15 protein-coding genes and 1 pseudogene are annotated in these 21,694 nt (G+C 32.9%); 14 read left to right on the plus strand and 2 right to left on the minus strand.

Going from position 1 to position 21,694, the window contains the following annotated elements:
* Positions 1-47: 47 nt before the first annotated feature.
* On the plus strand, positions 48-1,454 hold the full coding sequence (gene gndA, locus THEBR_RS03070; protein ID WP_009052747.1) for an NADP-dependent phosphogluconate dehydrogenase: 1,407 nt from the start codon (positions 48-50) through the stop codon (positions 1,452-1,454).
* Positions 1,455-1,562: 108 nt separating this feature from the next.
* A complete protein-coding gene (locus THEBR_RS12000; protein WP_012268654.1) occupies positions 1,563-1,742 on the plus strand; it encodes a hypothetical protein in 180 nt (59 codons plus the stop codon).
* 14 nt (positions 1,743-1,756) lie between these two features.
* Here THEBR_RS12000 and THEBR_RS12005 read toward each other — a convergent pair.
* A pseudogene (locus tag THEBR_RS12005) lies at positions 1,757-2,109 on the minus strand (DDE-type integrase/transposase/recombinase); the annotation flags it as partial.
* 17 nt (positions 2,110-2,126) lie between these two features.
* Between THEBR_RS12005 and THEBR_RS03080 the strand changes: the two are divergent.
* Positions 2,127-3,647, plus strand: a complete 1,521-nt coding sequence (locus THEBR_RS03080) for a gluconokinase (protein ID WP_009052745.1) — start codon at positions 2,127-2,129, stop codon at positions 3,645-3,647.
* Positions 3,648-3,708: 61 nt separating this feature from the next.
* On the opposite strand, the gene THEBR_RS03085 is transcribed toward THEBR_RS03080, so the two are convergent.
* A complete protein-coding gene (locus THEBR_RS03085; protein ID WP_009052744.1) occupies positions 3,709-4,068 on the minus strand; it encodes a Uma2 family endonuclease in 360 nt (119 codons plus the stop codon).
* Between the two features lie 310 nt (positions 4,069-4,378).
* Here THEBR_RS03085 and THEBR_RS03090 point away from each other — a divergent pair, with 310 nt between their 5' ends.
* The 11 genes from THEBR_RS03090 to THEBR_RS03140 all read left to right on the plus strand — a co-directional run bounded on the left by THEBR_RS03090 (position 4,379) and on the right by THEBR_RS03140 (position 21,684).
* Positions 4,379-5,956, plus strand: coding sequence for a UDP-glucose--hexose-1-phosphate uridylyltransferase (locus THEBR_RS03090; protein WP_012269084.1), 1,578 nt, complete (start codon positions 4,379-4,381; stop codon positions 5,954-5,956).
* Complete coding sequence (locus THEBR_RS03095) at positions 5,953-7,116, plus strand: galactokinase (protein WP_012269085.1); 1,164 nt, start codon at positions 5,953-5,955, stop codon at positions 7,114-7,116. Before THEBR_RS03090 ends, THEBR_RS03095 begins: the two co-directional genes overlap by 4 nt.
* Positions 7,117-7,129: 13 nt before the next feature.
* Positions 7,130-8,119, plus strand: coding sequence for a UDP-glucose 4-epimerase GalE (gene galE / locus THEBR_RS03100; RefSeq protein ID WP_012269086.1), 990 nt, complete (start codon positions 7,130-7,132; stop codon positions 8,117-8,119).
* A gap of 14 nt (positions 8,120-8,133) precedes the next feature.
* Positions 8,134-9,324 carry a transcriptional regulator GalR gene (galR, locus tag THEBR_RS03105; RefSeq protein ID WP_012269087.1) on the plus strand — a complete coding sequence of 397 codons (1,191 nt, stop codon included), beginning with the start codon at positions 8,134-8,136 and terminating at the stop codon, positions 9,322-9,324.
* A 91-nt stretch (positions 9,325-9,415) separates the two neighbouring features.
* On the plus strand, positions 9,416-10,321 hold the full coding sequence (locus THEBR_RS03110; RefSeq protein WP_012269088.1) for a TTE1925 family mutarotase: 906 nt from the start codon (positions 9,416-9,418) through the stop codon (positions 10,319-10,321).
* Between the two features lie 439 nt (positions 10,322-10,760).
* A complete protein-coding gene (locus THEBR_RS03115) occupies positions 10,761-12,062 on the plus strand; it encodes an ABC transporter substrate-binding protein (protein ID WP_012269089.1) in 1,302 nt (433 codons plus the stop codon).
* Positions 12,063-12,186: 124 nt separating this feature from the next.
* Positions 12,187-13,062, plus strand: a complete 876-nt coding sequence (locus THEBR_RS03120) for a carbohydrate ABC transporter permease (protein ID WP_012269090.1) — start codon at positions 12,187-12,189, stop codon at positions 13,060-13,062.
* Positions 13,059-13,871, plus strand: coding sequence for a carbohydrate ABC transporter permease (locus THEBR_RS03125; protein ID WP_012269091.1), 813 nt, complete (start codon positions 13,059-13,061; stop codon positions 13,869-13,871). Before THEBR_RS03120 ends, THEBR_RS03125 begins: the two co-directional genes overlap by 4 nt.
* A gap of 20 nt (positions 13,872-13,891) precedes the next feature.
* A complete protein-coding gene (locus THEBR_RS03130) occupies positions 13,892-16,081 on the plus strand; it encodes an alpha-galactosidase (protein WP_012269092.1) in 2,190 nt (729 codons plus the stop codon).
* Positions 16,082-16,084: 3 nt separating this feature from the next.
* Entirely contained in the window at positions 16,085-18,316 is a 2,232-nt protein-coding gene (locus THEBR_RS03135; RefSeq protein WP_012269093.1) for a glycoside hydrolase family 2 TIM barrel-domain containing protein, read from the plus strand.
* Between the two features lie 206 nt (positions 18,317-18,522).
* A complete protein-coding gene (locus tag THEBR_RS03140; protein ID WP_012269094.1) occupies positions 18,523-21,684 on the plus strand; it encodes an alpha-mannosidase in 3,162 nt (1,053 codons plus the stop codon).
* Positions 21,685-21,694 lie beyond the last annotated feature (10 nt).

A 21,694-nucleotide genomic window follows, 5' to 3' on the forward strand; every position in this document is an offset into this window, starting at 1 on the left:
ATTATTTGAACTGCACACTAAATTATAAAAAACGAGGAGGTAATTAGATGAAAGACATTGGATTAATTGGATTGGCAGTAATGGGACAAAATCTTGCTCTAAATATTGCGAGGAAAAAGTATAGTGTATCTGTTTTTAACAGGACACCTGATAGAACACAAGAATTTATGAAAAACAAAGTAAAAGACGAAGAAATCGCAGCTTATTATGATATCAAGTCTTTTGTAGAATCTTTAAAAAAGCCGCGAAAAATCATCCTCATGGTTAAAGCAGGAAAACCAGTAGATGAAATGATTCAAGAACTTTTACCTTATCTAGATAAGGGAGATTTGATTATTGATGGAGGAAATTCCTACTTTAAAGATACCTCCAGGAGAATTAATGAATTAAAAGAAAGAGGCATATTGTACCTTGGAATGGGAGTGTCAGGAGGAGAAGCCGGAGCTTTACACGGGCCTTCTTTGATGCCAGGGGGATCTTACGATGCTTATGAGATGGTAAAAGAAATTCTTTTAAAAATTGCTGCTCAGACGGAAGCAGGTCCTTGCTGTACATACGTTGGAAATGATTCTGCAGGACACTTTGTCAAAATGGTTCACAACGGTATAGAATATGCCATAATGCAAGCAATAGCTGAGGTTTACGATGTACTTCGAAAGGTGTTAAAACTTTCTCCCGAAGAGATAGGAGAGATATTTGAAAAATGGAATAATGGGGTGTTAAACTCCTTCCTGATGGAAATTTCTTATAAAATAATGAAGTACAAAGACAAAGAAACAGGAAAATACCTCGTTGACCTCATATTAGACGAAGCAGAACAAAAAGGCACAGGCAAGTGGACTTCTCAAACTTCTTTGGATTTAGGAATCCCAACTCCTTCTTTAAATCTTGCAGTAGAAGCAAGAACTTTGTCTTTCTTTAAAGAGGCGAGAGTAGAATTGTCTAAAAAAGTAACAAAAACTTATCCTAGCATTAAGGTGGACAAAGAGAAAGTAATAAATGATTTGGAGAATGCATTGCTTTTTAGTGTTTTCGTCTCTTTTTCTCAAGGACTATGGCTTATATCTGAGGCTTCAAAGGCTTTTAACTATAACATTGACCTTTCAGAAGTTTTAAGAATTTGGAAAGGCGGATGCATCATAAGAGCCAAAATTTTAGATTTCTTAAGAGACATTATTAAAGAAAATAAAGAAAATGTAAATCTTCTTAACAGTGAAAAGGCGTTATCTTTCTTAATGGATAAAATTGATTCAATAAAATATATCACTAATTTAACAAAAGATTTTTACCTTCCAACGCTTGTACTTAATTCTTCATTAGATTATTTCTTGAGCATGATAGAAGAAAACTTGCCTGCTAATCTAATCCAAGCTCAAAGAGATTTCTTCGGTGCTCACACTTACAGAAGAATAGACAAAGAGGGAATTTTCCACACTGAATGGGAGGCAAACTAAAACCTAATTGACATCATTTAGTTAATGTTGAATTAATGGGAGTTTTTTGCTCCCCATTTTCTTTCAATAAAAATTCAATAAAAAAATTTAAAAATCAAGAAGGATTTTTTGGATTCGTACATGCTTTTAAACAAAGAAGGCATAAAAGACATTAACAAATGGCAGCAAGCAGGTATAAAGCTTCCGGACTTTGATGTAGAAAAAATAGCAGAACAAACCAAGAAATATCCTACATGGGTGCATTTTGGAGCAGGGAATATATTTTTAGAGGATTTATTGCACTCTTGAAGCAAGTTATTTTGACTGTTTGCTGATTCAAATGAACTAAATCCTTGCTTAGTTTTATACCAGGCTTTAAATTGGTGATGGAAAGATTCTATCAAATTATTAGAAATGTCATCTTTAAAGCTTTCAACTCTAATATGTTTAACATTGTCATCAAAGAGAGATTTAACAGGTACTTTATAGGCGCTGTAACGATCACTGACTATAGCAGAGGGAGTTCCTAAACCTTAACAGAATTAAGCAAAACAAAAGCTTGTTTAGAGTTTCTATAAGGTGATAGATGGAAGCCTAAGATGAAACGAGTTTCTGAATCTATAATAAACCAGATGTAATATTTTTCACCTGCGATTTTAAATACAGTTTCATCCACAATTAGGAGGTAATTTTATGGAATATTTAATAGGGGTAGATATAGGCACGACAGCTACTAAGGCTATAGCATTTAATAGGGAGGGTGTTATTATATCTAAAAAGAGTGTTGAGTATCCTATATACCATCCAAAACCTACATGGAGTGAGCAGGACCCTGAAGAGATATTTCATGCGGTTTTAATTTCTATAAAGGATGTAGTTGAAGAAAACAATGCAATGGGTAATAAACTTGAGGGTATAAGTTTTAGTGCAGCTATGCATAGTTTAATAGCTGTAGATCCTGAAGGGAAACCATTGACCAATTGTATAATCTGGGCTGATACAAGAAGTGAAGAATATGCAAAGAAAATGAAAGAAAGTAAGGTCGCACATTCCATATATCTAAAAACGGGAACTCCGATACACCCTATGTCACCACTTTGTAAACTTTTATGGATGAAGGAGAATAATAGTGAGATTTTTAATAAGGCGTATAAATTTATATCAATAAAGGAATATGTCTTTTACAAATTATTTTCAATATATATCGTTGATTATTCTATTGCATCTGCAACAGGGCTGTTTGATACTTATAAATTAAAATGGGATGATGAGGCACTGAATCTCATTGGCATTTCGCCTGATAGACTATCTATTCCTGTTTCTACAACACATACTGTTAGAGGGCTAAAAGATGGATATGCGAAGTTTTTAAATATACCTAAAAGTACACCATTTATAATTGGGGCTAGCGATGGATGTTTATCAAACCTAGGTACCAATGCTGTAAAACCTGGTGTAGCTGCTGTCACAATAGGTACCAGCGGTGCGATAAGGGTAATTTCAAACAAACCGGTGTCAGATCCAGGCGAGAGAATATTTTCTTATATACTTACTGAAAATCATTATGTAGTAGGCGGTCCAATCAATAACGGAGGTATAGTGCTAAGATGGTTTAGAGACAACTTTTATCCGTTAGAAGTTGAAAATGCAAAAAAAGAAAATATTGATTTCTACGATATTTTAACTCAAAAAGTAGATAGTATTCCTGTGGGAGCAAGCGGATTAATATTTCTCCCTTATTTACTAGGAGAGAGAGCACCCCATTGGGATGCCAATGCTCGAGGCGTTTTTTTTGGAGTAAATATAACCCATACGAGAGAACACTTTCTAAGGGCATTAATGGAGGGTGTAATATTTGGAATATATAGTGTAGGAAAAGTCTTAGAGCAGATTACTGGTAACATAGAAAAAATTTATGCTACTGGTGGGTTTGTAAGGTCATCACTATGGGTTAAGATCCTAGCGGATGTTTTTAATAAAAAGGTTTTGGTAGCAGAAAGCTATGAGAGTTCATGTCTTGGTGCAGTTGTTCTAGGGATGAAGTCTCTCGGTTTAATAAGCTCAATTGAAGATGTTGAAAAAATGGTTCCGATATCACAAACCATATATCCAGATAAAAATCACCATTATACTTATACAAGGTTATTTGAAATATATGAACGTCTATATGATCAACTAAAAAATGAGTTTATTAGAATAATAAATCTGCAATAATATAATAAGAACTGAGTTATAAACTTGTTTTAATGCACTTTATATTATTTTGGGAAGATACTTATGATAAAGGTGATTGCAATTGCATACAGATATTGGGATTATTGGACTTGGTATAGTTATTTTCAGTGAGTCCTTTTTCATCACAAATAACAGCTATATCTGGCTGTACTTTGTGCTTTTCTTGAGCATTTTGTAGTATAACATCTAAAGGGGCAACAAAATGTTTGCACTTTTTATCTCTAAAATATATTCCAAATTCTGTCGATAAGTTCGTTAAAATTCTTTGGTGTGCCACTGAAGGTGCGGATAACAAATATATTTCGCCGTTTATGAATTCGAGCATTTCATCAGTTTTAGAGTCTATTTCTTCGAATTCTTCATAAGTAATTCTTTTATTTTTAGGTATTATATTTTCCATTATATCATCCCCATTTACTACGTTCTAAATATATTTTAGCACATTTTTCAATATTAACAATTATTCATTACCTTTATAAAAATATCTAAAAAACTTTTTATAAACTAGAAGGAATTTTTAAATGTGTGTCGAATATAATAAAAAAGAGGTTAATTAAAATAATAAACAAACTCTCTTAAATGTTTTTCATTGCATGTGAATGTCATGTTTTAATAAATCTGCTGTTTTAACAAAGTCATTGTATACTGTAGATTTCTTTTTTATTACAGACTTAATTAAAAAATATAATAAAGTTAGTGGAGGATATATTATGGATTCAAGAGAGGCAGCTATGCATATTGAGCGGCTTATAAAGTTTGCACTTAAAAAAGGCTTGATAGAGGAATTAGATGTGATTCCAAGCCGCAATGCACTTATGGATTTATTTAAAATAGAAGTTCCATATGAGGGTGAAGTACCTGAAGAGGAGTTAGATAGTCCTTCTTCTATTTTAACCAAATTGCTTGATTATGCGGTGGAGATAGGCCTTATTGAGAATACTATTACCTATAGAGATTTAATGGATGCAAGAATTATGGGGCTTTTGATGCCAAGAGAATCAGAAGTTGTAAAAAAGTTTAATACCATTGCCTCTGAAAAGGGGATTGAAAAAGCCACAGAGTATTTTTACAAATTATCTCAAGCTTCCAATTACATCAGGATGGATAGAACTTCGCAAAATTTATATTGGCGTACTCCCACAGAATACGGTTCTTTAGAAATCACTATAAATCTTTCTAAGCCAGAAAAAGATCCAAAAGAAATTGAGGCGGCAAAGAAAATTCCTCAGTCAGGATATCCAAAGTGCCTTTTGTGCATTGAAAATGTAGGTTTTGCGGGAAATTTAAATCATCCAGCAAGGCAAAACTTAAGAATAATCCCAGTAAAAGTTGCGGGAGAGCAATGGTATTTCCAGTATTCACCTTATGTATATTACAATGAGCACTGCATTTTGCTCCATGAATCCCATATTCCAATGAAAATATCAGAAAAAACTTTTGTGAGGCTTTTTGATTTTATTGAACAATTTCCCCATTATTTTATGGGCTCCAATGCGGATTTGCCAATTGTGGGAGGCTCAATTTTATCCCATGAACATTTTCAAGGGGGAAGGCACGTTTTTCCAATGGAAGAGGCTTCTATAGAAGAATACTTTATACATCCTCAATATCGTAACATTAAAGCAGGAATAGTCAAATGGCCTATGTCTGCCATTCGCCTTTCAAGTAAAGACAGGGATAAATTAACAGAGCTTTCTTCACATATATTGAATACCTGGAAGGACTACAGTGATGAATCCTGTAACATATTGGCATATACTAAAAAGAATGGGGAACTCATCCCTCACAATACTATCACACCAATTGCGAGGTTTAATAAAGAGGGAGAATTTGAAATTGACCTTGTCCTTAGGAATAACAGGACAACAGATGAATACCCCTATGGAATTTTTCATCCTCATGAAGAACTTCACCATATAAAAAAAGAAAACATTGGACTTATAGAAGTTATGGGATTAGCAGTTTTGCCAGGAAGGCTGAAATTTGAGTTGGAGGAAATTATTAAGTTTTTAATAGGGGAAGAAAAATTTAGCCCATACTTGTATGGTGAAAGCAGTCCTTTATACAAACATATTCAATGGATTGAAGAATTACTTTTAAAATATGGTACTAACTGCACTCGAGAAGAAGCCGAAAATTATATAAAACAGGAGGTTGGAAACAAATTTTTGAAGGTTCTTTTAGATGCAGGAGTTTTTAAAAGAGATGAAAAAGGGAAAAAAGGCTTTGAAAGATTTATGAAAACAGTAGGTTTTGAAAAAATAGATATGAAAGGAGACCTTAAATGAAAACGGCTGTAATTGAGGCACTTGAAAAATTCTACGGTAAAAATGATGCTGAAATAAGGCTTTTCTATTCTCCGGGACGAGTAAATCTAATAGGGGAGCATACAGATTACAATGGAGGTTATGTATTTCCTTGTGCCCTTGACTTTGGAACATATGCTGCGATTAGAAAAAGAAATGACAAAAAAGTCTTCATGGCTTCTTTAAATTTCGATTTAAAGGTGGAAGTAGACCTTGATGCATTTATTTATGATAAAAGCCATGATTGGGCCAACTACCCGAAAGGGGTTTTAAAAGTACTACAGGATGAGGGGTATGACTTTTCTGGATTTGAAATTGTGTTTGAAGGGAACATTCCAAATGGTGCTGGACTTTCCTCATCTGCTTCAATAGAGCTGGTTACTGCTGTTGCAGTGAATGAAGTTTTCAATTTAAATATTGACAGAATAAAATTGGTGAAATTGTGTCAAAAAGCAGAAAATACTTTTGTTGGGGTAAATTGTGGCATAATGGACCAATTTGCTGTTGGAATGGGTAAAAAAGACCATGCAATTTTATTAAAAAGCGATACATTAGAGTATTCATACGTGCCTTTGAAGTTAGAAGGTTATAAAATTTTGATAACAAATACAAATAAAAGGAGAGGGCTCTTGGATTCGAAATATAATGAAAGAAGAAGTGAATGTGAAAAGGCCCTTTCATATCTTCAAAAGGCTTTGCCTGTAAAAAATCTATCTGAAATTACAATTGAACAATTTGAAGAATACAAAGATTTGATACCTGACGAAGTGCTTAGAAAAAGGGCAAAACATGTTATAACTGAAAATAAAAGAGTTTTAGATGCAGTAAAAGCACTTAATGATAAAGACTTAATCAAATTTGGAGAATTAATGATTGAATCTCACAATTCTTTGAGAGATGATTACGAAGTTACAGGGAAAGAACTGGACACTTTGGTAGAAGAAGCGTTAAAATTAAAGGGAGTAATAGGTTCCCGTATGACTGGAGCAGGCTTTGGTGGCTGCACTGTAAGCATTGTAAAAGAAGATGCAGTAGAGGAATTTATAAAAGTGGTTACTCACAATTACACTCAAAAAATAGGCTACAGGCCAACAGTCTATATAACGGGAATAGGTGAAGGAGCAGGAGAAATTAAATACTGAAGGAGGTAAAAATATGGCGGTTTTAGTATGTGGTGGTGCAGGTTATATTGGAAGCCACACAGTTGCAGCACTTTTAAGGAGAAATGAAGAAGTTGTCGTTGTAGATAACCTCGTCACAGGACATAAGGAATCTGTTTTGGGAGGAAAACTGTATATAGGCGATTTAAGGGATGAAGCTTTTTTAGACAAGGTATTTACAGAAAATGAAATTGAAGCGGTAATTGATTTTGCAGCTTTTTCACTTGTGGGAGAAAGTGTAGAGGAGCCATTTAAATATTATGAAAACAACGTATGCGGGACATTGAGCCTTTTAAAAGCGATGAAGAAACACAATGTCAACAAAATCGTGTTTTCTTCAACAGCTGCAACATATGGAGAACCAGAGAGAATTCCAATAGAAGAGGAAGATAGAACTAATCCCACAAGCCCTTATGGTGAGACAAAGCTTGCCGTTGAAAAGATGCTAAAATGGGCAGACAGTGCTTATGGAATCAAATACGTCGCTTTGCGATATTTTAACGTTGCAGGGGCTATTGAAACAGGCGAGATTGGAGAGGACCATTCGCCTGAGACGCACCTTATACCGATTATACTTCAGGTTGCACTTGGGAAAAGAGAAAAGATAATGATTTATGGTGATGATTATCCTACTAAAGATGGGACATGTATAAGAGATTATATTCACGTGATGGATTTAGCAGATGCACATATACTTGCGTTGGACAAATTGAGAAAAGACAATAATAGCGCAATTTATAACCTGGGAAATGGAGAAGGTTTTAGTGTAAAGGAAGTGATAGAAGTTGCAAGAAAAGTGACAGGGCATCCTATTCCAGCAGAAGTTGCTGGGCGCCGTCCGGGAGACCCTGCAGTACTTGTGGCATCTTCCAAAAAGGCAATAGAAGAGTTAGGTTGGGTGCCAAAACATTCATCTTTAAAAGAAATAATTGAAAGTGCTTGGATGTGGCACAAAAATCATCCAAATGGCTTTAAGAGAGGGTAAAGGAAGGGGTATAAATGGAAAACTTAATACCAGTCAGCTACAAATTGTTAAAAGGAATGAACGAATCAGTTATATTAAATATTATAAGAAAAATGGGACCTATTTCAAGAGCGGATATTGCCAAAGAGACAAATTTAACGCCGCCGACTGTGACTAACATTGTAAACAAACTCATTGCTGAAAATATTGTAATGGAGTACAAAGTTGGCGAATCAAATGGTGGAAGGCCTCCTGTACTTATCAAATTAAATCCTGATTTTATGAGTATTATTGTCATTCATATAAGCACCTACAACTTACATCAATATACTCTTGATGCAGAACTTAAAACAAAAAAGAAAGAGAAGAATTCTATTAGAGGTTTAAAGCAAGAAGAAGTTTTAGAATTGTTGACATCTGTTCTTGATAAAGCAATAAAAGAATCTCCACAAAATGTATCGGGGATAGGAATTGTGGTTAGAGGACCTGTAAAAATGAAAGAAGGTATATCTGTATTTGCTCCCAATATAGGGTGGAGAAATGTGCCTTTAAAATCAATTGTAGAAGAAAAATTTGGTGTACCTACCTATGTTATAAATGACGTGCGAGCTATGGCTTTAGGAGAATTTCATATGGGCAAAGCAAAAGATGTGGAAAATATGATATTTTTAAAGGTTGGCTATGGAATAGGTTCAGCAATACTTATAAATGGCAGGATATATACTGGAGCCAGTGACGGTGCGGGTGAAATAGGGCATACAACTATTGATGTAGCAGGGCCACAATGTAGTTGCGGCAATTACGGTTGCTTTGAAGCGTTGGCTTCAGAAAAAGCCTTAGTGAATTTAGTTGTTAAATCTATTAAAGAGGGTATGGATTCTATTGTGTATCAAATGGCAGAAGGGATGTTAGACAGTGTTACTCCTGAGATGATATACGAGGCAGCAAAACTAAACGATAAATTAGCAGTTAATGCTTTAAAAACTATAGGAAGATATTTAGGAATAGGTATAGCCAATACAATAAATACATTTAACCCAGAGCTCATTTTGATAGGGGGAGGGATTGTGCAGGCACGTGAGCTTATTGAAGATATCATTATAGAAACTGCTAAAAAGCGCACTTTTGAGAATTCATTTTCTTCCTGCAGAATAGCTTTTGCTGAATTAGGTGATGATGCTACACTCATCGGTGCTGCCAATATGGTCATGGATGAAGTATTGTAACCCATCTCTGTTATTCTGAGCGCAGCGAAGAATCTTACCTACTGAGGTAGTGAAAAAAATAAAAAATTATGCAGAAAGGAATGAAAATAGTATGGCAATAAAAATTGACAAAATAAACTTTTTAGGATGGGAAAATAGTATAAAACTGTCTAATGGCATTATTGATGTTGTGGCTACAACTGATATAGGCCCAAGAATTGTGAGGTTTGGATTTGAAAATGATGTAAACGAATTTAATTTGGACCCTAAAACTATTGGCTTAAAAGGAGGTGACGAATACAGATATTATGGCGGCCATAGACTGTGGCATAGCCCCGAAGATAGAAAGAGGACATATATACCAGACAATGATGAAGTTGATTGGCATGAAATAGAAAACGGTGTGAGACTTATTCAAAAGCCAGAAAAATGGGTTAATACACAAAAGCAAATCGATATAATCTTAAGTCCTGATGAGAGTAGAGTAAGGCTTGTACACAGGATAACCAATCTTGGAGCGTGGCCTATTGAGCTTTCAGCGTGGACAATTACAGTATTAAACACAGAAGGCATCGAAATAATTCCTCAACCAAATAAAGACACAGATTTACTTCCAAATAGGCAAATTGTACTCTGGCCTTATTCTAAAATGAATGATAAAAGGGTGTATTGGGGAGAAAAATATATTGCACTGAAACAAGATCCTAATAACAAAGCTCCCTTTAAGTTAGGAATTAACAATCAAGAAGGTTGGGCTGCTTACGCAAGAGGAGGACATCTTTTTGTAAAAAGGTATTATCCACAGCACGACACAACATATCCTGACTTTGGCGTATCTTTTGAAACATATACAAACGATTGGATGCTTGAAATAGAAACATTAAGTCCATTTACAAAATTACAACCCGGTGAAACTGTTGAGCATGTTGAAGAATGGGAGCTTTACAATAATGTAAATGTAAAAGATATAGATGAAGGTGCATTTGATGAGGTTGTAGAAAAGTATTGCAGGAAGTAAATTTTTGGTTGCAAAAAGTTTATAAAAATTTTTAATAAATTACGCTTTCGAAGAAGGAATTTTTGAATTCATGTCGAATATATAATATAGGAGTTAGTTAAAATAAAAAATAAAGTTAGAGAAAATGATAAGTTTTGAATTACAATAAAAATGTTTACATCAAGAATTTATGACATTAGAGAATATTAATAGTTAAATGTAAATAAAATATTTTAATAAAATATCAATAATTAGGAATTAAGAAGAAAGTTAAAAAGGAGGTGGGGAATATACATTAATTATAATATTTAATAAAGATTTAGCATAAGAAGCGATGACGTTACCTAAAATTGGCGTATTGTTAGAGATTTGGGCATTAAAACAAATTTTAATTTTGATTTTAACATTAAAAGTTTAATTGAGTTAATCACAAAATATTGAGATAGGGGGAAATTGAATTATGTTAAAGAAAAGGTTTTTAAGTATGACAATAATAATTTTAATGATTTTATTGTTATATTTAACAGGTTGTGGAAATAGTTCTACTACTACAGAAAAAGCTAATGCAGAAAAGACGAATGGTTCTATTACTTTAACATTAGCCGTTAATTTCCCAGAAACAGACGTCACGACCCAAAATTTAAAAACAATAGCTAAAAATTTTGAGCAAGAGAATCCTAATATTCGCGTAAATGTTACATCACTTCCGGACTATGAAGCAACTATGAAAACTAAGATGGCAGCTAATGACCTTCCTGATATGTGGACAACACATGGTTGGTCTGTAATGAGATATAGTGGATATTTGCTACCTCTTCAAGATCAACCTTGGGCATCAAAAATTAATCCGCTTATCAAACCTATTATCACAGATAAAGAAGGTAAAATCTATGTATTACCAATGGACGTAGATGTTGCTGGTATAGCATTTAATAAAGATGTACTTGATAAAGCGGGTGTAGATCCTGATTCAATAAAAACTTGGGATGATTTTAAAGTGGCTTGCGATAAAATTAAAGCTATTGGTAAAATACCAGTTTATTTAGGTGGCTCAAAAGACGATTGGACTGTAGGTAATTTCTTTGATTGGGTTGCTCCTTCTTTTCTAGTTACAGATGATAATCATAATTTTAGAAAAGAACTGAAAGATGGAACATTTGATTGGAATAATTATAGACCGGTAGCTCAATTGTTTGTGGATTTTATAAAAGCTGGATATTTTAATAAAAATGCAAATGAAGGTACATGGCAAGAAGTAGGAGAAGCCTTAGCAAAAGGTGAAGCAGGTTTTGCTTTTTTTGGTAATTATGTTATAGGCGAAGCGATGAAATATAATCCTAATGGAAATTATGGATTTATGCCTTTACCAGCAGCTTATAAAGATGGTGAACGTACAGTTATTGTTGGTGAGCGTACAGCTATAGGTGTTTGGAAAGATTCAAAATATAAAAATGAGGCTCTTAAATTTTTAGAATATTTGGCTAAACCAGAAAATATTAACTTAGTAGCCAAAGGTAATATGACGCCGACTGGATTAGTTGGTGATGGATATAAGTTGGATGCTGGAAAATTAAGTCCATATTTCGAAAATGCGGCTAAGTATAAAGGTTTTGGATATTTTGATAGAGAGTATTTACCCAATGGTATGTGGGATTCTTTATGCAAGACTGGAACTGGTATGCTTGCTGGTACTATGTCTATTGATCAAGTAATTGCTCAATTAAAAGCTGATTATCAACGACTTTATCAGCAACAAAAATAAAAAAATAAGAAAGGAGAGAAAAAATCAATTATTACTACTCTACAAAGCATATATTTCTAATATATGCTTTGTAGAGATAAATGTTTTTATTTGTTAAAATGCTGGATAAGGAGGAGTTACCAACTTGGAAAGGGAACTTAAACGTTCAAATATTATGTATATTCCTGCTATTATTTTCCTTGTAGTATTTATTGTTTATCCTTTTTTAACCGGATTTAGGATTTCTTTTACGGACTGGGATGGTTATTCACAAACGTATCGCTATATAGGTATAGAAAATTTTAAACTATTGTCTAGAGATCAAAATGTGCGAATAGCCTTTGTTAATACTTTGATTTATGGCTTTGGTAGTACTTTTTTTCAACAGATTTTGGGACTTGCATATGCTTTACTTTTGAATAAACCATTTAGAGGACGGACTTTAGCAAGAACTGCTGTTTATTTGCAAGTTTTAATTTCACCAATTATAATGGGTTATATGTGGTACTTTATATTAAAATATGATCACGGGGCACTTAATGATTTGTTAGGATTGTTTGGAATAAAACCTATCTTATGGCTGTCTGATCCTAAAATTGCGGTATGGGTAATAGTAGCATTGAATACTATTCAATATGTAGGAGTTTCTATGGTTATATATCTTGCTGGTTTACAAGGAATACCTTCTATGTATTACGAGGCAGCGGCTATTGATGGTGTAACTGCTTGGCAAGAATTTAGGTATATAACTTTACCTTTGTTGTATCCTTCGATAGTTAGCAGTGTTATTATAAATGTAATAGGAGGCTTAAAATTATTTGATATTATAAGAGCGTTAACTGGTGGTGGACCGGGGTACACAACTCATTCACTGTCAACATTGATTTATACAACTTACTTCCAATCACAGTCAGCAGGATATGCTGCAGCTATAGGGGTATTGCTCTTTATTTCAATATTAGTGGCTACAATTATATTACAGATCTTTTTTAAGAAAAAAGGTGGTGGTTATGTATTATGAAAAAATCGACATGGCACAAAACTGTATTGGCAATATTAATTACTATAATACATCTTATCCCCATTTATATTGCTTTAACAGTTTCTTTCAAAAAAATAACAGACTTTTCATCATACTGGACTTTACCAAAACAATTATTTTTGGAAAACTATAAAATTGCATGGCAGAATGGCGGAATGGCTATTGGTTTTAAGAACACAATAATAATAACAGCGATAGCTTCTGTATTGATTATATTAATATCTGCTATGGCTGCTTATCCATTGGCACGCAATAACAGTAAATTTAATAATATTATTCTTACAATGATTTTATCTGTCATGATGATTCCACCTCTTAGTTTGTTAGTTCCGCTGTATGTATTAATGAGAAATATTGGAGCAATAAGTACCTATTGGGGAATAATATCAGTACATCTCGCTTTTCAGTTACCATTAGCTATCTTTCTGTATACAAATTTTATACGTGCGTTACCAAGAGAATTAGATGAAGCAGCTTTGATAGATGGTTGTAGTATATTTACTATATTTTATAGAATAATTTTACCGCTTTTGAAACCTATTACTGTGACAGTTTTGATAATGACTGGGTTGAATATATGGAACGATTATCAACTTTCATTATTTTTCTTACAAAAGCCCGAAATGAAAGTAATCACACTTACAATAGCAACATTCTTTGGAATATCAGGTGCAAATCCTAACGTTGCAGCGGCTGCAGCAATTATGGCTGTTTTACCTGTGATAGTAGTATATTTATTCTTACAAAAGTACTTTATCCAAGGTATGGTTGAGAGTGCAATAAAATAGTTTGGGAAGGAGGACTTACTATGCCTATTCATTTTAATGATAAAACAAGAACCTTTCATTTAACAGCAAAAGATACAAGTTATATAATTCATGTTTTAAAAAACGACGCTGTTTTGCATGCATATTTTGGTAAAAAGATAAAGAACGCGAATATATATCACGTGTTAAAATTGTCTCATGTAAGTATAGATACTGATAATATTAACTTTGGGAATTACCTAATGTTAGATTTTTTACCACAAGAATATCCTGCGTATGGCAATACTGATTTTAGAAGTCCTGCATATCAAATTCAGCTTGAAAATGGTTCTACTGTTTCTGATCTAAGGTACTTATCTCACAAAATCTATAAAGGTAAGCCTAAATTAGAAGGGCTTCCGGCTACTTATGTTGAAAATGAAGATGAAGCTGATACTCTTGAAATAGAGTTATATGATAAAGTAGCAAATTTAAAAGTAACTTTAATTTACACAGCATTTAGAGATTATGATGTTATCACAAGGTCAGTGAGATTTGAAAACATGGGAAAAGAAGACATAAAATTGTTAAGAGCTTTGTCTATGAATGTTGATTTTAATGATGATAAGTTTGACATGCTTCAATTGTCAGGGGCTTGGGCGAGAGAAAGACATGTTATAAGAAGACCACTTACTCCTGGAGTTCAGTCTATTGAAAGCAGAAGAGGTGCAAGCAGCCATCAGCAAAATCCTTTTATAGCACTTTTAAGGAAAGACGCTGATGAATGGCATGGAGATGTTTATGGATTTAGCCTTGTTTACAGTGGCAATTTCTTGGCACAAGTAGAAGTGGATCAATATAAGATGGCGAGAGTCTCTATGGGAATTAATCCATTTGATTTTTCATGGCTTTTAAAACCAGGTGAAACATTTCAAACACCAGAAGTCGTTATGGTTTATTCGGATAGTGGCTTAAATAAAATGTCAAATACCTATCACAAACTGTACAGAAATAGACTTATGAGAAGTAAATTTAAGGACAAAGAAAGACCAATTCTTATAAACAATTGGGAAGCTACTTATTTTGATTTTACCGAAGAAAAACTTAAAGAACTTGCTAAAGAAGCTAAAGATTTGGGTATTGAATTGTTTGTTCTTGACGATGGATGGTTTGGAAAGAGAAATTCTGACAATTCTTCACTGGGAGATTGGTTTGTAAATAAAGAAAAGATTCCAAGTGGTTTGGATGGTCTTGCAAAAGGGATAAATTCTTTAGGTTTAAAATTTGGATTATGGATGGAACCAGAAATGGTGTCTCCTGATAGTGACCTCTATAGAGAGCATCCCAATTGGTGTATACATGTACCTAATAGGCCGAGAAGTGAAAGCAGAAATCAACTTGTGTTAGACTTGTCGCGCAAAGATGTACAAGATTATATTATAAAAGTAGTGTCAGATATTTTGGAAAGCGCCAACATAAGTTATGTAAAATGGGATATGAATAGAAATATGACAGAGATAGGCTCTGCACTTTTGCCTCCTGAAAGACAAAGAGAAACTGCTCACAGATATATTCTTGGACTTTACAGAATATTAGAAGAAATAACGACAAGGTTTCCTGATGTTTTGTTTGAAAGTTGTGCTGGTGGTGGCGGTCGTTTTGACCCTGGAATGCTTTATTATATGCCCCAGACTTGGACTAGTGATAATACAGATGCAGTTGAAAGACTTAAAATACAGTATGGTACAAGTATAGTTTATCCTCTTATTTCAATGGGAAGCCATGTGTCTGCTGTGCCCAATCACCAAGTTCATAGAATAACTCCTTTAAAGACTCGCCTTGATGTGGCGATATCAGGTAATTTTGGATTTGAGCTTGATTTAACAAAGCTTAGTGAAGAGGAAAAAGACCTTGCTAAAAAATATGTTAAAAAGTACAAAGAGATAAGAAAATTGATTCAATTTGGAGATTTTTACAGATTATTAAGTCCTTTTGAAGGAAATGAAACAGCATGGATGTTTATTAATGAAGAAAAAACTGAATTTGTGGCTTTTTACTTTAAAGTCTTGGCAACTCCTAATGACACGATAAAAAGGATTTATTTAAAGGCTTTAAACCCCGATTACAAATATGCATTGCAAGATACGGGTGAAGTGTATGGTGGTGATGAGCTTATGTATGCAGGCATTGCAATACCACAATTGGAAGGAGATTTTCAAAGTGTTATGATGCATTTTAAAAAGGAGGCGTAAAAGATGGGTAGAGATGTATTGAATTTTAATGTAGATTGGCTATATATTCCTGAAGACTTAAATGATGCATATAAATTTGATTTTGATGAGAGCAATTTTGAAGTTGTTAGTCTTCCTCATGCAAACAAAACATTTCCTCACCACTATTTTAAAGAAGAAGACTACAGGTTTGTTTCATGGTACAGAAAACATTTTAAAGTAGATGAGAGATACAAAGGGAAAAAGGTTTATATTCATTTTGAAGGTGTTATAACTGTTGCGAAGGTTTATGTAAATGGCGAATTTGTAGGAGAACATAAAGGAGGATATACTCCTTTTGAATTTGATATTACAGAGTATATTAAATACGGTAATTTTGAAAATTTAATTGCTGTACAAGTGGATTCAAGAGAGCATAAAGATATTCCTCCAGAAGGTCATCTTGTAGATTACATGTTGTTTGGTGGAATATACAGAAATGTATGGCTGAAAATTTTAAATGATACCCATATAAAAGATGTTTATTTTGTTGTTGATAAATTGCAAGATTCTGTTGCTGAAATTTCAATTACTACAACTATTGCAGGAAAAGAAATAAGCAATGGAAAGATATTGACAGAGGTTATAAATAAAGAAGGCGTTGTGTGTTCATCAGTGGTTACTGACATAAAAGAGATGCAAAAAGAGATTGTACAGCAAATAAAGATGGACAATCCATTAACTTGGCATCCAGATCATCCGTATTTATATAATGTGTCTGTAAAACTTATTGCAGAGAATGAAATTTTAGATAATTATACTTTTAAGACAGGAATAAGGACAGTTGAATTTAGAGATGACGGCAAATTTTATATTAATGGTGAACCTTTAAAATTGAGAGGATTAAACAGACATCAGACTTTTCCTTATGTTGGCGGTGCTATGCCGGATAGGGTTCAAAGAAAAGATGCAGATATACTAAAGTATGAATTGGGATTAAATTATGTTAGGACGTCACATTATCCGCAGGCTGTTTCATTTTTGGATAGATGTGATGAGATAGGTTTGTTAGTTTTTGAAGAGATACCTGGATGGCAGCATATAGGCGATGAAAATTGGAAGAACATTGCAAAAGAGAATTTAAAAGAAATGATTTTAAGAGATAGAAATCATCCTTGTATATTTATGTGGGGTGTGCGAATAAATGAGTCTTTAGATGACCACGATTTTTATAAAGAAATGAATGAAATAGCTCATAAATTAGACAGAAGTAGACCAACAGGTGGTGTTAGATATTTAAGAGATAGTGAAAAGCTAGAGGATGTATTTACATATAACGACTTTATATACAATTTAGAAGGCAAAATACAACTTCCAAATCACAAAAAGTATATGGTAACAGAATATATGGGTCACATGTATCCGACAAAATCTTATGATAACCTTAATCGACTTATTACTCATGCAAGGTTGCATGCTCTTATTCAAGACAAACAATATGGGATACCAAACATGGCTGGTGCATCAGGCTGGTGTGCATTTGATTATAATACCACAAGTGCTTTTGGTTCAGGAGACAATATATGCTATCATGGAGTCTGTGATATATTTAGACTTCCAAAGTTTGCAGCTCATTTTTACAGGAGTCAAGCCGACCCGCACTTATATGGACCCTATGTGTTTATAGCTTCGTACTTAATACCATCATTTGAGGAAGAGAACGGCGATAAATTGCTTGTATTTAGCAATTGCGAAGAAGTAGAACTTTATATAAATGATAAATTTGTGAAAAGACAAATGCCCAATAGAGTTGATTTTCCTAGTTTACCACATCCGCCTTTTGAATTTTCAATGAAGGAATGCGGAATCAACTATATGGAGGTAAGAGTTAATAACGCTTCTATTACTGCGATAGGTTTGATAGACGGTAAGGAAGTAGCAAGACATACATTAAGGCCATATGGGAAACCACATAAATTAATTCTTTCTTGTGATGATAATGAGATTATGGCAGATGGCGCTGATTGTACAAGGGTTGTTGTAAGTGTTGTAGATGAAAATGGATCTATTCTTCCTTATGCTAATATACCAGTATCATTTGAAATAGAAGGTGAAGGAAAGCTGATTGGGGAAAATCCGTTGACATTAGAGGCTGGCAGAGGAGCAGTTTATGTAAAATCGACACGAAAGCCGGGAGAAATAATTTTAAAAGCTAAATCTCATTATGTAGCGGAAGAAAGCAATGTATCTATAAAAACTAAGTCAATAGGATATTAAAAACCCACCCTTTGGGGTGGGTTTTATTATAGTATGTATAATTTCCTATTGGTAGCTAATCAATAATTTTTGAAAAAATAAATTCCTACAAACTAAAAATGTCTCAAAAACTTAAAAGAATGTCTATAAATCGAATTTTATAAACTTTTGTTGCAATTTATAATATTAAACGAGAATATTATGCTATGAAAGGAGAGAAGAAGACGATGTATTTTCAATTAGAAAGAATAGAGCGTATTTTAAAGGAATTAGAAAGTTATATTTATTCGCAAGAGGTTCCAGTAGATATGTATAGATTTAAAGAATGTGGTTATAACTCTTATCACTTGTTGGAGGAAGATGGGGAGAATTGGGATATATTCAAAAGAGGAGACCGATATGGAGGAACAGATAAACATTTTTGGTTTAAAACACAAATAGCTATTCCAGAAACTTTTGAAGGCAAAACAGTAGTATATAAAGTGTCAACAGGCAGAGAAGGCGAATGGGATGCATTAAACCCTCAATTTTTTATCTATGTTAATAAAAAATTAATCCAGGGATTGGATGTTAATCATAGAGAAATAATATTAACTGAAAATGCAAAGGCCGGAGAAAAGTATGATATAGATTTATATGCTTTTGCTGGGATGTTAGAAGGGTACATAGACCTTTATACAGAGATAGCTATTTTAGAAAAAGAAATTGAAAAGCTTTATTATAATATAAAAGTTCCATTGGATATAATTAAACTGTTAGAAAAAGATAGTTTAGAATATATAAATACCATAAAATATTTGCAAACAGCTATTAATATTTTAGACCTTCGAAAACCATTTAGTAAAGACTTTTATAATTCTATAAATAAAGCTAATGAATATTTAGAAAAGGAGTTTTACGAAAAGTATTGCGGACATGATGATGTAATCGAAATATGTGTTGGACATACGCATATTGATATTGCTTGGTTATGGACATTGTCACAGACAAAAGAAAAAGCAGCAAGGAGTTTTTCAACTGTTTTAAATCTTATGAAACAATATCCAGAATATATATTTATCTCGAGTCAACCACAATTATATAAGTTTATAAAAGAAGACCATCCAGAGATATATGAAGAAATAAAGAGAAGAATAAAAGAAGGAAGATGGGAAGCAGAAGGTTCGATGTGGGTAGAAGCAGATACAAATCTTACATCGGGAGAATCACTTGTCAGACAAATCTTATTTGGAAAACGATTTTTCAAAAAAGAATTTGGAGTAGATAACAAAATATTATGGTTACCTGATGTATTTGGTTACAGTGCTGCTTTACCACAAATTCTTAAAAAAAGTGGAATAGACTATTTTATGACAACTAAAATTAGTTGGAACGAATACAACAAAATGCCTTATGATACCTTTATGTGGAGAGGAATAGATGGAACAGAAATACTAACACATTTTATAACAACTACTGATTATGTAAAAGGAGAACCTAAAGGATGGTTTACTACATATAATGGTAATTTAAATCCTTCACAAGTTATGGGGTGTTGGCAAAGGTATCAACAAAAAGAAATAAATAATTACGTTTTAAATAGCTATGGTTACGGAGATGGTGGTGGTGGTCCTACTAAAGAGATGCTGGAAAATGGAAAGAGACTCGCAAAAGGTATACCAGGTGCTCCTAAAGTAAAAATGGGAAAAGCGATAGACTTTTTTAAACAGTTAGAAAAAATTGTAAAAGGTAATCCTAAACTTCCTAAATGGGTAGGCGAACTCTATTTAGAATATCATAGGGGAACCTATACTTCTATGGCAAGAAACAAAAAATATAATAGAAAGACGGAATTTCTAAATTTAGATTCTGAATTATTTTCTACTATGAACATGATTTTACAAGGGAAAAAATATCCTCAAAGTGAAATTAATAAAAATTGGGAAATTACTTTGCTTAATCAATTTCACGATATAATTCCAGGTTCTTCGATAAAAGAAGTTTATGAAGAATCAAAAAAGCAGTATGAAGAAATTAATGCTAGAGGGAAAAATATAATAAATTCTGCCTTAGATAGTATATGTTCTAATATTAATTTAAAAAATATTTCTTTAGTTGTATTTAATCAACTTAGTTTTGAAAGATCTGATATAGTTGAATTTGAATTACCTGAGGGTTGGTCTAATGTTTTAGTGTATGATGGAGAAAAATTAATAACTTCACAGAAAGTCGGAAGTAACAAAATAATATTTTTTGCAGAAAATGTTCCATCAAAAGGATACAAAGTATATACCTTAAAGAAAGCAGAGAATTTCTCTCAGACAAGTAGTGAAATTAAAATAAACGAAAAAGAGATACAAAATAAATTCTTTAATATTAAACTTGATGACAATGGTAATATTATCTCTATTTATGACAAATTAAACGAAAGGGAAGTACTTAAAAATAATCAAAAAGGTAATGTACTCCAAGCTTTTGAAGATAAACCACATAACTTTGATGCCTGGGATATTAATATTTATTATCAAGAAAAGATGTGGGAAATTAATGATGTAGAAAAAATTGAAGTTTTAGAGACAGGCCCAGTTAGAGGAGCACTTAAAGTAAAAAAGAAATTTTTAGATTCAACTATTGAACAGATAATATATGTGTATAACGATATACCGAGGATAGATTTTAATAATAAAATAGACTGGAAGGAAAAGCAAATATTGCTCAAAGTGGCTTTTCCAGTTGATATACACGCAGATAAAGCAACTTATGAAATACAATTTGGAAATATAGAAAGACCAACCCATTGGAACACGAGTTGGGATTATGCGCGTTTCGAAGTTCCTGCGCATAAATGGGCTGATTTATCTGAAGGAGGATATGGAGTAAGTTTATTAAATGATAGTAAATATGGGTACGACATTAAAGATTTAGTAATGAGACTTACTCTTCTTAAATCTGCGATTTATCCCAATGAGGAGGCTGATAAAGAAATTCATGAATTTGTATATTCCCTATATCCTCATAAAGGAGATTGGAAAGATGGGAATACTGTAAAAATGGCATATAATTTAAATTGTCCAATGTATGCTAAAATTGAAGGGCCACATGATGGTGTTTTGCCAGAAAGATTTTCTTTACTTAATGTAGATAAAGAAAATGTGATAGTCGAAACTGTAAAAAAAGCAGAAGAAAGTGATGACATTATTGTAAGATTATATGAATATCAAAACAAAAGAGAAAAAGTTACCTTAACTTTATTTAAGGAAATAAAAGATGTAATTGAATGTGATCTTATGGAAAATGAAATAAACAAAATAGATTTCGAAGGGAATAGCTTTAAATTTGAAATAAAACCTTATGAAATTAAAACATTTAAAATAATATTTTATATGACTACTATTTTTTTATATATTTAATATTTTCAAG

The sequence above is a fragment of the Thermoanaerobacter brockii subsp. finnii Ako-1 genome (genome assembly GCF_000175295.2).
In the GTDB taxonomy this organism is placed as follows: Bacteria; Bacillota; Thermoanaerobacteria; order Thermoanaerobacterales; family Thermoanaerobacteraceae; genus Thermoanaerobacter; species Thermoanaerobacter pseudethanolicus.

What these genes read in the sequence shown, in the direction of transcription:
- gndA (WP_009052747.1), top strand. Translation starts at nt 48, where the DNA reads ATGAAAGACATTGGATTAATTGGATTGGCAGTAATGGGACAAAATCTT.
- THEBR_RS03135 (WP_012269093.1), top strand. Translation starts at nt 16,085, where the DNA reads ATGGGTAGAGATGTATTGAATTTTAATGTAGATTGGCTATATATTCCT.
- galR (WP_012269087.1), top strand. Translation starts at nt 8,134, where the DNA reads ATGGAAAACTTAATACCAGTCAGCTACAAATTGTTAAAAGGAATGAAC.
- THEBR_RS03085 (WP_009052744.1), bottom strand. Translation starts at nt 4,068, where the DNA reads ATGGAAAATATAATACCTAAAAATAAAAGAATTACTTATGAAGAATTC.
- THEBR_RS03080 (WP_009052745.1), top strand. Translation starts at nt 2,127, where the DNA reads ATGGAATATTTAATAGGGGTAGATATAGGCACGACAGCTACTAAGGCT.
- THEBR_RS03110 (WP_012269088.1), top strand. Translation starts at nt 9,416, where the DNA reads ATGGCAATAAAAATTGACAAAATAAACTTTTTAGGATGGGAAAATAGT.
- THEBR_RS03115 (WP_012269089.1), top strand. Translation starts at nt 10,761, where the DNA reads ATGTTAAAGAAAAGGTTTTTAAGTATGACAATAATAATTTTAATGATT.
- galE (WP_012269086.1), top strand. Translation starts at nt 7,130, where the DNA reads ATGGCGGTTTTAGTATGTGGTGGTGCAGGTTATATTGGAAGCCACACA.
- THEBR_RS03140 (WP_012269094.1), top strand. Translation starts at nt 18,523, where the DNA reads ATGTATTTTCAATTAGAAAGAATAGAGCGTATTTTAAAGGAATTAGAA.
- THEBR_RS03090 (WP_012269084.1), top strand. Translation starts at nt 4,379, where the DNA reads ATGGATTCAAGAGAGGCAGCTATGCATATTGAGCGGCTTATAAAGTTT.
- THEBR_RS03130 (WP_012269092.1), top strand. Translation starts at nt 13,892, where the DNA reads ATGCCTATTCATTTTAATGATAAAACAAGAACCTTTCATTTAACAGCA.
- THEBR_RS03095 (WP_012269085.1), top strand. Translation starts at nt 5,953, where the DNA reads ATGAAAACGGCTGTAATTGAGGCACTTGAAAAATTCTACGGTAAAAAT.
- THEBR_RS03125 (WP_012269091.1), top strand. Translation starts at nt 13,059, where the DNA reads ATGAAAAAATCGACATGGCACAAAACTGTATTGGCAATATTAATTACT.